The sequence below is a fragment of the Exiguobacterium sp. s130 genome (assembly GCF_018619055.1).
GTDB lineage: Bacteria > Bacillota > Bacilli > Exiguobacteriales > Exiguobacteriaceae > Exiguobacterium_A.
Genome location: NZ_JACSNI010000003.1, coordinates 578,056 through 590,959, shown reverse-complemented (window position 1 = coordinate 590,959; position 12,904 = coordinate 578,056). Strand labels below are relative to the sequence as shown.

The window sequence follows — 12,904 nt, the reverse complement described above, 5'->3', positions numbered from 1 at the left end:
GATAAAGACCGGCAACGAAAATGCGTTGTCGGTCTTCTGTATCAACGGCATGATGTCACACCGATTCATTCGATTCTTGCTGATTTTGTGCAGCTAGCTTTTCACGCTGCTTTTTCTCATCTTCAGTCCACCAGCCATGGCTTAAAAAAACTAATCCAACGATTAATGCACTGATTGGAAAATACGTTAAGCCATACTCTCCAAGGTTTTCTCCTAGAAATTCAGGAGATAATTCAATATACGCTCGGAACATCTGAATGATGAAGAATAAGAAAAAACTTGTAATGAGGGCATATGTACCGTAGCGATAACTTGTATTTTTCATGTGAAGGCTCCTTTCTAAAATATACTCTAATGTAAATCATTCAAGGAATACATCAATTTCCCTCTTTTTACATTATCATTTTTAAGAATGTTTCCAAAAGCATGATAAGATAGTTTTAGAATCGATTGAACGAAGGAGTGAAACACGTCGTGAACTTTAACTTATTCAAAAATCATGTCCGGTTTAAGATTGCACTCGAATTGATTGATCGCGAAGACGGCTTATCAATCATGCAACTGAATCAACGTTTAACGGATGTACCGCAGTCTACTTTGTACCGGCAAGTTAATGCGATGATGGACGATCAGTTGTTGAAAATCGTCGCCGTCCAGCGCGTCGGAAAAGTCGAGGAAAAAATCTATGCCTTGAACACGAGCGGTTATCAAATCAGCGAAGCAGACTGGAACAGTGCGACGTACGATGAAAAAGTGAACTTCGTCTCGTTCTACTTCATGTATGTCTTGCAGCAGTACAAGACGTACTTCGAACAGACCGTTCAAACGCAAGGTCAGGACCATTCGACGTTCTCGATCGCGAAATTGCAACTGACGGATGAAACCTTCAATGATTTTCAACAGGACATGCGGACACTGCTCGAAAAATATCATCACCTGGAGACAGAAGACCAGGCAACTGAACGGACCGTCTCACTGGTCATCTTACCGTAGACACTCTCCGAATTCAGGAGGGTTTTCTACGACACAACTTTATTAGGGAGCGAAATGAAGACCATGAAACGGATCAAAGAAGACCTTGATGAAACGGCAATGGATACGTTAAACAATACCTTCACCAAATGGAATCTCGAGAACATACATAAAGAACAGTTACTAAAGATTGGTGAAGGAGCTTGGCACACTGTTTATAGAGTAACTAGGTCAGAGGATCAAGACCTTGTGATCCGACTAAAAAAGAATGAGGCTTATGGGGAGTTGCAACAGATTGATAAACAAGAGCTGACTACAGAGTATGAGTCAACGAAAGCTTACTATTTACATGCCAATACAAGTGACCAAAATGTCTGTCCTGACTTTTATCAGTATTTTATTGAAGATGACACAGTATTTACAGTAGAAACGTTCATGGGTCGTGGAACAGATTTATTGTTATTCGATCAGAATAAAGCCCATTCTTACGGAACGAAATTAGGACAAATTTTTCATCGTATACACAACCATGAAACCTCTATTACAGGCTTCGGGGAACTGCACTGGCAAGGGGAAACTTTACGAGGTAGCGATTCAAAAAACAGGGATGCATTATGGCAGGAAGAAAATGAACGTGCCTTAATCGCCTTGAATACGCTCATTCACTCTAGTCTTTGCTTTGATAAAGAAAAAGTCGGTCAGCATATTCATGCTTTAATTGAGAATAGACGAACTCAGGTTCAAAACATCTCGCTCGTCAATCAAGATGTAACACCAGAAAATCTAATTTTAACTGATGCACACATTGCAATCATTGATCCGTTTCCAAGATTGGATTTTGATTTGAAATATGCGGCTTACTTCGTTTTTTGTTACAAATTTCTGCTACCAGCCTTTTCAAATGCTCCACGATACATAAATCAAGCGTATCAAGAAAAAAGTAATGTTCTAAACAAAATCGCTGACGGATTCATAAGTGGATATTGCTTTAACGTGGTTGGAGACGAACGCACCACTCAAATTCAACGATTAAAGGATGAGTATACATTATGGATATTGCAAGAAGCGTATGAGCACTACGACGTGTTACATCAGCCTCATCTCACTAATAAAACTACGCAACAGATGGGGAGTCGAGAAATGATAAGTGCTCGGTTACGTTTATGTCTCGAAGAATTAGAAAAATGGTGTACGGAATAAGAGTAGAGGCTGACGCATAAGTCAGCCTCTTTATGTATCAAGCTTAGTTTCGTCATACGGAAACGAGGGCTGACGTATCGAGTTCTTCACTTTCAATTACAATCGCCGTTAACCCAGTATCCGTCTTCGTTTCGTGCCATTCTCCTTGATCCCAAAATACGGCTTCCCCACGCTGAACATTTATGTAGTCATCCGTTTCTCCTCTCACCCATCCTTCACCCTCTACGATTAACAAGAGTTGCGGCACGACCGCCTGGTGATAACCGACCACGCCATTCTTTTCTAAATGGATGCATCCGATATGCGTCACTTTTTCCGTCTGCATGATCCGTGACATCACAAAGTTCGAATCGAATTTCGTAATTTTCTTGCCCACCTCTTTTTTAAATTGATAAATCTGCATATAATCCTCCTCGACATCATGATTCATTTGATAGTTCGTCTTTCATCTAGACGATTTGATTCAAATCGCATTTGGAAAATTTTGATAAGAAAAGTTTATCATAGCTCTAACTGATTGAGAACTAACGATGACTCGTCTATGGCATTGACTTTTCTATTTTCATTATTGATAATGGAAATAGAAAAGGAGGGTGTTTCATGAATACAGATTTCTCTGCCTTATCACACATCGACTGGGAACGCTTTTTGCCCCTATTATTGATTTACATCTCCATCAACCTGATTCTACTCAGCTGCGCCTGTATCGATTGGTTTAGATGCAAGGACCGGATTGCGACACCGGCAATATGGTTAATGGTCATTCTCCTCGTCCAGCCGATTGGCTCGATTCTCTACTTCGTCATCGGAAGGAGGACGATGGCATGATTCAGATTTCCAATCTCCAGCTTTCACTTCAACGACGTCTCATTCTAGACGATATTTCTTTTACAATTCACGAACATGAATGTCTCGGACTGATTGGTCCAAATGGTGCCGGAAAGACGACACTCCTGAAATGTCTAAGCGGCATGATCGAGAGTGATCGTGGTTCCATCACGATGTCTTCCCGCCCCATCCTGCAACAGCAGCGATCGATCGGCTATTTATCACAACAGACCGACTTTAAACCTTGGATGACGTGCGAACAGTCCCTGCGTTTCTTCGGTCGCTTGTCGGGGCTTGATCGCGCAACGTTAAATAAGCGGATTCCGGACGTTCTACATGAAGTTGGACTCCACGCTCAACAAGCAGAAGTCATTGAACGCTTGTCTGGCGGAATGCGCCAACGTCTCGGGATCGCCCAAGCGATCTTACATGAACCGACATTTCTGATTCTCGATGAACCAGCTTCCGCCCTTGATCCAAGTGGTCGGCATGATATCAATCAGTTGATCCTCCGTTTAAAGAAACGAATGACGATCATCGTCTCGACACACCTGTTAGAAGATGCGAAGACGTGTTGCGACCGGTTCCTCGTCATCAAACACGGAAAATTGCTTGGTCCGCTCGACAATCAACGCAACGTTGATCAATACGGGATTCAAGTCGAGACGCTTACACCTGTCCTGTCGTTTTCTGCGACGCTATTTCCACGAGTCGAGATTGATCGAATCAACCCATGCTGCTATCAGTTCTCCGCACAGCAGCCACTTGACCTTTCAGAGTTAGCGACCACCTTGATTCAACTAGGATGGTCGATTGCTTCGATTGCCTATCAACCGATTGGACTCGAGGAACGGTTCCTCGATATGGTGGCGGATGTATGAGGACGTTTTATACACTGACGCTGACCGAGTGGTTGGAAGCGTGGAAAGAATGGAAAATCATCTGGTTACCGCTGTTCTTCATTGCCCTCGGCGTGACGCAACCATTGCTGTTGATGTATATGGATGTCTTACTCGCACACGTCGGAAACGCAGATGGAATCATCGTTGATCCGAATCGTCCTGCTCCGCAATCACTTGACGTCTTCAGCGCAACGATTCATGGACAGTTCAATCAGCTTGGCTTGATCGTCCTGATCATGAGCTTCATGGGACTGCTAGCGTCAGATCGCCAAACCGGCATGCAGGATTTCATTTTAACGCGTCCTGTTTCTCGGAATGTCTATCTGCTATCGAAATGGTTCAGTCACGGTATGATCAGTTTATTCGGAATTCTAATCGGGGCACTCACGTCCTATTGTCTGACCGTCTATTGGTTCGGATTCCTTTCGCCGATGCTTGCGCTACGCATCATCCTCGATTTTAGTCTTTGGACGTTGTTCGTCGTTAGTCTGACATTACTGATCAGCACCTTCTTGCAACGCGCTGTACCAATTGGCATCCTATCGCTCGTCGTCTCCTTGCTTCTTGTTGTACTTCCTTCTCTAAAGCCAGACGTTCTATTTTTCATGCCTGGTGCGCTTCTGTCAGTTCCATCGAACACATCGTTTATTTCTTCGTCCCATCTGTTCGGTGTCATTTCTTGTCTCGTTTGGATTGTCCTCACACTCGGCTGGTCGGCACTTCGGTTCCGAAAAACTGCTTACTGATCCGGCTCTACAACAAAAAAGGATAACGGAAGCGTTCAGCAGTCCGTTATCCTTTAGTTGGTTGTGTCTTTCGAATCGTTCGTTGTCTTGGGTGCATGGCAAGCTTCGCTTGACGCATCCGTTCAACGGCAGGATCCGTCGCAGCATCAAATGCAACTAGACTCGGATAATGCCCGACGAGGCGTCCCTGCTCCAAAATTGCAAAGCTGTCACAGAGTTGCTCGGCAGCTTTAATGTCATGGGTGATGAAGACATATGTTAAGCCGTGTTTTCGCTTTAAATCAGCTAGCAAAGCGAGAATCAATCGTTTATTGACCATGTCGAGACTACTGACCGCTTCGTCTAAAACGATCAGGCGTGGTTCGGCAGCAATCGCTCGCGCAATTGCGATCCGCTGGAGTTGCCCGCCACTGAACTGCGCTGGATATTTCGTCAAATCCGTCGCCTTGAGCCCGACTTGTTCGATAAGCGTGACGAGACGCTGTTGCCGTGCTTCACCCTTTAAACGAATGAAGTTATCAAGCGGTTCGGCGATGATATCGGCAGCCGTCAGCTTTGGATTGACCGCAGCGAAGGAATCCTGAAAGACGACTTGGACGTCACCTTGAAACGGTCGTTTTGTCGCGTGGCGATCGACACCGTTAAACCAAATCGTACCGCTTGAAGGACGTTCGAGCCCAAGCAACAATCGTCCGAGCGTACTTTTGCCGGCACCACTCGACCCGAGCAATCCGAGACAGCGTCCCGCTTCAAGCGTCAATGAGACATCGTGTAAGACGGTCTTTGCTGGTTGAAACCGGCGTTTATAGACGTGTGAGACTTGATCGATCTGCAAGAGACTCATCCGAACGCCTCCCTTCCGATATGCTGTGCAAGAAGTGACTGTGTATACGGATGCTGCGGTCGATCAAACAATTCAAAAACATCTGCTTGCTCAACGATCCGTCCTTGCTGCATGACGAGGACATCGTCTGCAAGTTCAGCGATCACACCGAGATCATGCGAGATGAGTAACATCGCCGTTCCGTAAGTCGCCCGCATCCGTTCAAGTAATTCAAGAACCGTCTTTTGATTGAAGACGTCGAGCGCCGTCGTCGGTTCGTCGGCAATCAAGACGCTTGGGCGCAGGGCGACGGCTAAGGCGATCATGATCCGTTGCAACATCCCGCCACTCAGCTCGAACGGATAAGCTTTGAGCAACCGGGCGGCATCCGTTAGATTAACTTCTTCAAGTGCCGTCATCGCTTGCTGTTTCGCTTCACGCTTTGAACAACGTGAATGGGTCTGAATCGTCTCGATCATCTGGTGCCCGATCGAGTAGACCGGTGTGAAGGCACTCATCGGATTTTGCATGATGAATGCAATCTCACCGCCCCGAATCGACCGAACAGCGCGTTCCGATAAGGAAAGGATCGATTTTCCGTTCAGTCGGATATCACCGGTCACGTCTGTCGTTTGCGGATTAAGCAGACGCATCAACGCAAGACTCGTCACTGTCTTCCCACAACCACTTTCTCCGACGAGACCGAGGATTTGACCTGGTTGAATCGAGAACGTCACCCCTTCGATCAATGTTACTTGTTGTTTCGTACGGACGGTCAGACCGTCGACAGCTAAGATCGGTTTGATACGGGCACCTCCTCTCATTTCATCGTTTTTGATACACCGAATCGTTCTGCTAACTGTTCTCCTACTAGGTTAAAGCTGATGATGACGAGCATGATCGCGAGTCCCGGATAAATCATCAATTCCGGATTCGTCCGGATGTACGATTTTCCTTCGTGAATCATCGCTCCCCATTCGGCTGTCGGTGACTGGACACCAAGCCCAAGGAACGACATCGCCGAGATATCCATGATCGCCCAGCCCATCTCAAGTGTCCCAATGACGAGTAGCGGCGGTAAGATGTTCGGCAGGATGTGCGTCCGGATAATCTTCCATGAAGATGAACCGTTGACGCGAGCAGCCGCGATGAACGCTTCCGTCTTCAACGTCATGACCATTCCGCGGAACATCCGCGCGTAATAAACCCACTGGACGAGCATCAAGGCGATGATGACCTGCTTGAGACCCGGACCAAAGATACCGACGAGACCGAGGACGAGTATCAGACTCGGAAACGCCATTACACCGTCGCACAGACGCATTAAGAGTTGATCGACCCAACCTCCACGATAGCCGGCAAGTGTTCCGACGAACAATCCGATTGCAAGTGAGGCGATGAAAATCAACACGGCACAGCCGAGTGAGATCCGCGCACCATAGATCAAGCGCGACAAGAGACAACGTCCGAGCTGGTCGGTTCCGAGCAGATAGGCTGACGAAGGTCCATGAAGCTTTTGCGTCAAGTCGACTAGATTCGGATCATGCGGCGCAATCCACGGTGCAAACAACGCAACGCCTGCCATGCCAATCAAGACGAGGGCACAGAGATAAAGAAGCGGTGTATATCGCGACCGAATCATCGTTGCTGGAAGTGGAGTATTCATACTGCTCCTCCTTTTTTCGCTAGTCGTGGATCGAGCACGGCTTGAATGATATCAACGAGCAAACTGCTGCCGATGAAGACGAGTGCCGCGAGAAAGACGTAGCCTTGGATGACCGGCATGTCTCGATCAAAGATCGCTTCGATGAAGTAGCGACCGAAGCCAGGCCACGAGAAAACGGTCTCGACAATGATCGTTCCCGTCAGCAACTTCCCGAGGTTCATCCCAAGACCCGTGATCATTGGCGGAATCGCCATCCGAAGGACGTGTTTGCCAAGAATCCGTCCTTCCTTTAATCCACGTGTCCGGGCAAACAAGACATACGGTTCATTCAATGCTTCAATCACACTTCCGCGCAGCAAACGTGTATACAGGGCAATCAATGGAAATGCGAGTGTCAATGCCGGTAAGATCAAGTGCATTACGCTTCCTGTTCCCCCGACCGGAAACCAATCAAGCTTTACGGCAAAGAAGAAGATGAACAGATATCCGAGCCAAAACGACGGAATCGAAGCCCCGATGAAGGCGATTCCCCGACTCAGATGGTCAAAGAAGCCATTTTTCTTAATGCCGGCAAGGAACCCGAGTGGAATACTGATGACAAGCGCCAGCAACAGACTCGTCACTGCCAGTTCGACTGTCGGTGGTAAACGTAACAAGACATCTTCAAGGACTGGTTTACCCGATAGATACGATGTTCCGAAATCAAGCTGCGCCAAGCGGATGACGGCATCGATATATTGTTTATAAAACGGTTGATCGAGTCCGAATTCTGCTCGTTTGGCAGCGAGCAGTTCATCCGTCGGTTGGATATGAGCAGCGGACAGATAGGCCTGTGCCGGATCAACCGGTGACAAATGAATCAACCCGGTCAGAATCAAGACCGCCAGTAACAAGATCGGGATGACGGATAATATGCGTTTGACGAGGAAGACCCCCATGTCATCCCTCCTTTAGTTGATGCCGATACGCGCGAATGGACTCTCGTCTCGGTTCGCAGGGAACTGGAAGTTCGTCACGTCCGACTGATAGATTGCCATCTTCTTCAAGTACGAGATTGGAATCAATGCCCCTTGATCTTGGAGTGATGGCAGAATGTCGGCGTACATCTTCTTACGCTTTGTTTCGTCCGTCGTCTTCAAGACATCTTTGATCTCTTGCAACAGTTGTTCTTTATTCGGATAAGACGAAATCGCTTCCTTGAAGCCGAAGCCATCCGTATCAATCAGGTTCACGAACGTATGCGGATCATACGGTGCACCGAAGTTGCTGTAGAAGTTGATGTCAAATCGGTTGTCCTTGAAGCGCTGGACTTGATCCGGTAATTCGACAGCTTCCGTCTTCAGCTCGACGCCGATTTTCGACCATTCCGACTGCAACGTTTCGGCCATCGCCTTTTGGACCTGCTCGGCCGCATCATACATCATCCCGATTTGCAGCGGTTGACCATCTTTGACGCGGACCTTCTCACCTTTCGGCAGTTTCCAGCCTGCTTCGTCAAGAAGACGATTTGCTTCCTTCACGTCATAATCCCGTTGCTTCACTTTCAAGTTCGATGTGTACGGCATGTTCGGTGGCAAAAGGTAATCAGCCGGTGCTTCTAATCCCGACGTGATCCCTTCAACGAGGGCGGCTTTATCGAACCCGTGCTGTAACGCCTGGCGGACGCGTTCGTCAGACAGACGTTTATTTTTCGTGTTCAAAACGAGGAGACGCGTCGCGACTGGTTCAGACATCTGCGTTTTGTACGACTTATCCGTCTTCAACTGATTGAAGGCATCGATACTGATCGCCCCTTCCCCGTAAATCAGATCAACCTGTCCTTTTTCGAGTGCTAAGACACGTGTCTCCGCATCCGGGATGATGTCGACCTTGATGTGATCGATGTTCGGCTTCGGTCCCCAGTAGTTCTTATTGACCTTAAACGTCGCATACTGATCCGGTTTGTATTCGTCGAGCATCCATGGACCTGTCCCGACTTCCTTTTTGACACCTTTCGATGTATCGCCGTTCTCCGGGAATCCAGCCTCTCCGAGGAAACGGACCGGACGGACGACCGCGAGTTCCTGAATCGTCGGGTAATAGGCTTCGGATAATGTCAGACGGAATGTCTTCGCATCAACCGCTTCCGTCTTCTCGATTTTCGTGATGAAACCAAGCCAGCTATGTAAGGCTTTTTGTTTAAGGATCGAGTCAAAGTTCTTTTTGACGATCGCTGCGTCAAACGTCGAACCGTCCGAGAACTTGACGCCGTCACGAAGCGTGAACGTATACGTTTTTCCGTCTTCAGAAATCTTCCAAGACGAGGCTAAGTATGGCTCGAGCTTTCCACCTTCTCCATAGTGGACGAGTGGCTCATAGATCATCGACTGTGCGAACAGTTGTGATGGATTATAGACGTGTGGATTCATCGTTCCAACGTCGCGTGGCCACGCGAGCGTCAATGTATCTTTATCTTTTCGCTCTCCTGTCGACTCGCCTGGATTCGAGCAGCCGATCAATAACGATGTCAAAGACAGGATCGAGACGGTAGAAATTAGTAATTTTTTACGGTTAACGTTCATGGTAAGCAGATCCCCCAACTTGTATTGATAATCATTTTCAATTGTAAGTGGGAAAGATAAGGATTGTCAATGGATAATCCAGATGTTAACTGGACGTAAAGACGCTTTTTGACAGGGTTTCCACGCTTAACTGAGTAACATTCTGTGTACGCCTCTTGTTTGTAAATAATTGTAATCAACTGTGTTAAGCGGTATCCTAGTTTGTATGCTGCATTTCTTGTCTAAGGAAATCATTTGTACGGAAAGGATGATAGGATGTCACGACTGGTTTCCTCCGTCTCGCTTGTGTTGCTCAGTCTGCTCTTAGTGCTCCCTTTACTGATGATCGATGGACTGATTTTATCCGTCGGAGATGTTTCCTACGACTCGTTCGTTGGTTGTCTGGTGTTTCTCGTATGTTTCTATCTCGCTAGCCTGGTCGTCAGCGTCGTCTTTGACGGGATGATGCGTGCGCTTGGCGGACTGTTTAAGCGTCGTTTCTCGAACATACTGTTTGCTGTCGTGAACGGTTCCGTCAGTTTGAGCGTCTTACTTTGGATGGACCTCTACGTTGCGTCGATCACGATTTCTCTCGCGACAAAAGTCGTGCTCGTATCTGTACATACGGTATTGTTTTACCTGATTCATCAATCGAGCGACTCCACTGTTAAAGTTTCCGAAGTCACCGAACCACATGATCCAGTCGTCAAGGAAGCCATCCGCTTATTAGAAGATGTCGATCCCGTGACATGCGTCGAGACGTTATGTCTCAAATACCCTGACCTTCCGAAAAAGGACATCATTCGGATCGTCTATCGTCTTCATGGCAACTAAAAAGACCTGATCGTTTCTGAAGAGATTCAGAAGCGTCAGGTCTTTTGATATTCGTTCATTTCTTCGCCATCTCATAGAACTGATACGTATTCTTTCCAGACGACTTAGCGGCATATAGCGCAATATCCGCCTGCTGTAACAAGGCTTGCAACTCTGGACTGTCATACATCACGATTCCGATACTCGTCGACACGCGGTAATCCGTTTCCCACTCACTTAACGCAGTGACGATCCGCTCTGCGAGTCGTTCCCACCCTTCCCTTGAATCCGAATGACCGAAATGGAGGATGAATTCATCACCGCCTAACCGCACGGCCATCGCATCATCTTGTTCGCGGACGAACTGTCGCAAGCGTTGTGCGACTTCTTGCAGGACGATGTCCCCCGTCTCGTGTCCATAGACGTCATTGACCTGCTTAAAGCCATCGAGATCAAGGAAGAAGACGGCCCCTGTCTGCCCGGGATGATCCTCGAACTGCTTCGTTAAGTACCGTCGATTATGCAGTCCTGTCAACGCGTCCTTCCAAGCATGACGCTCAAGTTCTAAGTAGTACAAGAAGAGTCGGACGATCCGTTGCAATAACTGGATGTTCTTTTGGTCATACAAGCTAACCCGATTATTGATCGCACATAATGTGCCGAACGTCTCTCCGCTCGTCAAGACGATTGGAATACCTAGATAGGACCGGACGTGAGCCTCCTCCAAACCTTTTCGCCAGTCGCCGAGTTGTTCCGCGTTCGGAATATCTTCGAGCACGACCGGCTGTCTCGTCTCGAAATTAATCAGCTTACATAACGATTGGTTCAGTTCAATCTGCATGCCTTCGACCATCGGGATATCTGCTTTATCGTTCGCAATCTTCAACATCCGTTGTTGTCCTGCTTCGATCGCTGATAAATACAGCATCTGATCCGGTAAGATCTCTTTTGCGAAATCGAGAACATCATCTGCCAATTCATCAAAATTTTGATACATCTTCAAGTCTTCAAATGGTTGATTCATAGAGCACCTCAATTCGAAGTCATTCTCTGCAATTTCTCTGATTTGAAAAACAAAAACGTTACATTTATTACCACTTTCTCTTTTGACTGTCGCTTAAACCTGTTTTCGTCAAAAGCGTCAAATATTCCTACTTCTATGACTAAATGAGAAAGATTATCATTTTTTTATTTTCGTATAGTTTATAGAAGGTAAAAATTCGGACAGCCATTTGGCTGGAAATGAGCGTTGCATCTTCTAAAATCGTCTGCTATTATTCTCGGTGAACATGACAATGATAATCATTATCACTTATTGAGAACAGATTAATCACGTAGGTATACATAATCCATCTGCTACTCAATCCGTGATCCATGTTTATCAAATTGAACTAGAGGAGCTGAATCATCATGGGGAAATGGAAAACACCACTCGTCGTGAGTTCGCTTGCTGTCTTACTAGCAGCATGCGGGAACGCAGGAGAAGCAGACACGAAGAAGGACGCAGAAGCACCGAAGACAGTCAAAATCAAGGATGCACACGGAACAGTCAACGTCCCGGTCGATCCGAAAAAAGTCGTCGCACTCGACAACCGAACGTTCGAGACGCTTGCTGCATGGGACGTCGAACTCGCAGCAGCACCAGTCGGACTGCTCCCGGCTGAATCACCATACGCAAAAGACAAGGATATCGTCGATGTCGGCATGCACTTCGAACCGAACCTCGAAGCGATTGCTGGTGTTAATCCAGACGTCGTCATCGTCGGCCAGCGTTTCGCCGATCATTACGAAGACATCAAAAAACTCGTCCCGAACGCCGCTGTCATCGATCTTGATATCGCTTTACCGGAAGACTCCAATACGCCAGGTGAGTTACTCGTCAAAGGACTTGAAGATACGACTGAGACACTCGGACAAATCTTCGATAAAAAACAAGAAGCGGACCAGCTCGTGACAACGCTTGAGCAATCGATCAAAGACGTTAAAAAATCGTATAACGGACAGGACAGCGTCATGTCGGTCATCGTCTCAGGCGGCGATATCGGATTCTCGGCTCCGATGAGTGGACGTGTCTTCGGACCGATGTATGAACTGTTCGATTGGAAACCAGCCCTCGAAGTCAAACAAAAATCGGGCAACGACCAAGGTGATGAAGTCTCGGTCGAAGCGATTGCTCAAAGTAACCCGGACTGGTTACTCGTCCTTGACCGCGACGCACCACTTGGAAACGCTGAAGGTGCCGTACCGGCGCAAGATGTCATTGACCGTGCGCCTGCCCTGCAGAAAACAAAAGCAATCAAAGACGACAACATCGTTTACGCACCAAAAGACACGTACTTGAATGAATCGATTCAGACGTACTCTGAATTCTTCACTGACATCGCGAAAGCGCTCGAGAAGTAATGGCACACGCA

General features: G+C 47.2%; 15 protein-coding genes. 7 read left to right on the top strand and 8 right to left on the bottom strand.

Annotated features, from left to right (window positions below):
- Nucleotides 1-55 precede the first annotated feature (55 nt).
- Nucleotides 56-325, bottom strand: coding sequence for a hypothetical protein (locus HZS85_RS10770; RefSeq protein ID WP_214855831.1), 270 nt, complete (start codon nt 323-325; stop codon nt 56-58).
- Nucleotides 326-474: 149 nt separating this feature from the next.
- Between HZS85_RS10770 and HZS85_RS10765 the strand changes: the two genes are divergently transcribed.
- The gene (locus tag HZS85_RS10765) at nt 475-993 is read left to right on the top strand and encodes a helix-turn-helix domain-containing protein (protein WP_214855829.1); all 519 of its coding nucleotides are present in this window, start codon (nt 475-477) and stop codon (nt 991-993) included.
- 63 nt (nt 994-1,056) lie between these two features.
- Nucleotides 1,057-2,172: a hypothetical protein gene (locus HZS85_RS10760; RefSeq protein WP_214855827.1), complete on the top strand. Its 1,116-nt coding sequence runs from the start codon at nt 1,057-1,059 to the stop codon at nt 2,170-2,172.
- 52 nt (nt 2,173-2,224) lie between these two features.
- Here HZS85_RS10760 and HZS85_RS10755 read toward each other — a convergent pair whose 3' ends face one another.
- Nucleotides 2,225-2,575 (bottom strand): cupin, encoded by a 351-nt coding sequence (locus HZS85_RS10755; RefSeq protein WP_214855825.1) that lies wholly within the window; start codon nt 2,573-2,575, stop codon nt 2,225-2,227.
- A gap of 197 nt (nt 2,576-2,772) precedes the next feature.
- Here HZS85_RS10755 and HZS85_RS10750 point away from each other — a divergent pair, with 197 nt between their 5' ends.
- From HZS85_RS10750 to HZS85_RS10740, 3 genes are read left to right on the top strand one after another with little or no spacing between them, the layout of a single operon-like run.
- Nucleotides 2,773-3,000 carry a PLDc N-terminal domain-containing protein gene (locus tag HZS85_RS10750; protein ID WP_214855823.1) on the top strand — a complete coding sequence of 76 codons (228 nt, stop codon included), beginning with the start codon at nt 2,773-2,775 and terminating at the stop codon, nt 2,998-3,000.
- Nucleotides 2,997-3,881 (top strand): ABC transporter ATP-binding protein, encoded by an 885-nt coding sequence (locus HZS85_RS10745; protein WP_214855821.1) that lies wholly within the window; start codon nt 2,997-2,999, stop codon nt 3,879-3,881. The genes HZS85_RS10750 and HZS85_RS10745 overlap by 4 nt, the downstream gene beginning before the upstream one ends.
- The gene (locus HZS85_RS10740) at nt 3,878-4,648 is read left to right on the top strand and encodes an ABC transporter permease (protein WP_214855818.1); all 771 of its coding nucleotides are present in this window, start codon (nt 3,878-3,880) and stop codon (nt 4,646-4,648) included. Before HZS85_RS10745 ends, HZS85_RS10740 begins: the two co-directional genes overlap by 4 nt.
- 46 nt (nt 4,649-4,694) lie before the next feature.
- Here HZS85_RS10740 and HZS85_RS10735 read toward each other — a convergent pair whose 3' ends face one another.
- The 5 genes from HZS85_RS10735 to nikA are packed head-to-tail and all read right to left on the bottom strand — an operon-like array spanning nt 4,695 to nt 9,698.
- Nucleotides 4,695-5,492, bottom strand: coding sequence for an ATP-binding cassette domain-containing protein (locus HZS85_RS10735; RefSeq protein WP_214855815.1), 798 nt, complete (start codon nt 5,490-5,492; stop codon nt 4,695-4,697).
- Entirely contained in the window at nt 5,489-6,295 is an 807-nt protein-coding gene (locus HZS85_RS10730) for an ABC transporter ATP-binding protein (RefSeq protein ID WP_214855813.1), read from the bottom strand. Before HZS85_RS10730 ends, HZS85_RS10735 begins: the two co-directional genes overlap by 4 nt.
- On the bottom strand, nt 6,292-7,137 hold the full coding sequence (gene nikC / locus HZS85_RS10725) for a nickel ABC transporter permease subunit NikC (protein ID WP_442899602.1): 846 nt from the start codon (nt 7,135-7,137) through the stop codon (nt 6,292-6,294). The genes HZS85_RS10730 and nikC overlap by 4 nt, the downstream gene beginning before the upstream one ends.
- The gene (gene nikB, locus HZS85_RS10720; RefSeq protein ID WP_214855811.1) at nt 7,134-8,075 is read right to left on the bottom strand and encodes a nickel ABC transporter permease; all 942 of its coding nucleotides are present in this window, start codon (nt 8,073-8,075) and stop codon (nt 7,134-7,136) included. The genes nikC and nikB overlap by 4 nt, the downstream gene beginning before the upstream one ends.
- A 12-nt stretch (nt 8,076-8,087) precedes the next feature.
- Entirely contained in the window at nt 8,088-9,698 is a 1,611-nt protein-coding gene (gene nikA / locus HZS85_RS10715) for a nickel ABC transporter substrate-binding protein (protein WP_214855809.1), read from the bottom strand.
- A gap of 255 nt (nt 9,699-9,953) precedes the next feature.
- On the opposite strand from nikA, the gene HZS85_RS10710 reads away from it, so the two are divergent.
- Nucleotides 9,954-10,511, top strand: a complete 558-nt coding sequence (locus HZS85_RS10710; protein WP_214855807.1) for a hypothetical protein — start codon at nt 9,954-9,956, stop codon at nt 10,509-10,511.
- 55 nt (nt 10,512-10,566) lie between these two features.
- On the opposite strand, the gene HZS85_RS10705 is transcribed toward HZS85_RS10710, so the two are convergent.
- On the bottom strand, nt 10,567-11,514 hold the full coding sequence (locus HZS85_RS10705; RefSeq protein WP_214855806.1) for a sensor domain-containing diguanylate cyclase: 948 nt from the start codon (nt 11,512-11,514) through the stop codon (nt 10,567-10,569).
- Nucleotides 11,515-11,900: 386 nt separating this feature from the next.
- Here HZS85_RS10705 and HZS85_RS10700 point away from each other — a divergent pair, with 386 nt between their 5' ends.
- On the top strand, nt 11,901-12,893 hold the full coding sequence (locus HZS85_RS10700) for a siderophore ABC transporter substrate-binding protein (protein ID WP_214855804.1): 993 nt from the start codon (nt 11,901-11,903) through the stop codon (nt 12,891-12,893).
- Nucleotides 12,894-12,904: the final 11 nt, after the last annotated feature.

Coding starts and splice junctions, on each gene's coding strand:
- HZS85_RS10770 (WP_214855831.1), bottom strand. CDS start 325: ATGAAAAATACAAGTTATCGCTACGGTACATATGCCCTCATTACAAGT.
- HZS85_RS10760 (WP_214855827.1), top strand. CDS start 1,057: ATGAAACGGATCAAAGAAGACCTTGATGAAACGGCAATGGATACGTTA.
- HZS85_RS10755 (WP_214855825.1), bottom strand. CDS start 2,575: ATGCAGATTTATCAATTTAAAAAAGAGGTGGGCAAGAAAATTACGAAA.
- HZS85_RS10750 (WP_214855823.1), top strand. CDS start 2,773: ATGAATACAGATTTCTCTGCCTTATCACACATCGACTGGGAACGCTTT.
- HZS85_RS10745 (WP_214855821.1), top strand. CDS start 2,997: ATGATTCAGATTTCCAATCTCCAGCTTTCACTTCAACGACGTCTCATT.
- HZS85_RS10740 (WP_214855818.1), top strand. CDS start 3,878: ATGAGGACGTTTTATACACTGACGCTGACCGAGTGGTTGGAAGCGTGG.
- HZS85_RS10735 (WP_214855815.1), bottom strand. CDS start 5,492: ATGAGTCTCTTGCAGATCGATCAAGTCTCACACGTCTATAAACGCCGG.
- HZS85_RS10730 (WP_214855813.1), bottom strand. CDS start 6,295: ATGAGAGGAGGTGCCCGTATCAAACCGATCTTAGCTGTCGACGGTCTG.
- nikC (WP_442899602.1), bottom strand. CDS start 7,137: ATGAATACTCCACTTCCAGCAACGATGATTCGGTCGCGATATACACCG.
- nikB (WP_214855811.1), bottom strand. CDS start 8,075: ATGGGGGTCTTCCTCGTCAAACGCATATTATCCGTCATCCCGATCTTG.
- nikA (WP_214855809.1), bottom strand. CDS start 9,698: ATGAACGTTAACCGTAAAAAATTACTAATTTCTACCGTCTCGATCCTG.
- HZS85_RS10710 (WP_214855807.1), top strand. CDS start 9,954: ATGTCACGACTGGTTTCCTCCGTCTCGCTTGTGTTGCTCAGTCTGCTC.
- HZS85_RS10705 (WP_214855806.1), bottom strand. CDS start 11,514: ATGAATCAACCATTTGAAGACTTGAAGATGTATCAAAATTTTGATGAA.
- HZS85_RS10700 (WP_214855804.1), top strand. CDS start 11,901: ATGGGGAAATGGAAAACACCACTCGTCGTGAGTTCGCTTGCTGTCTTA.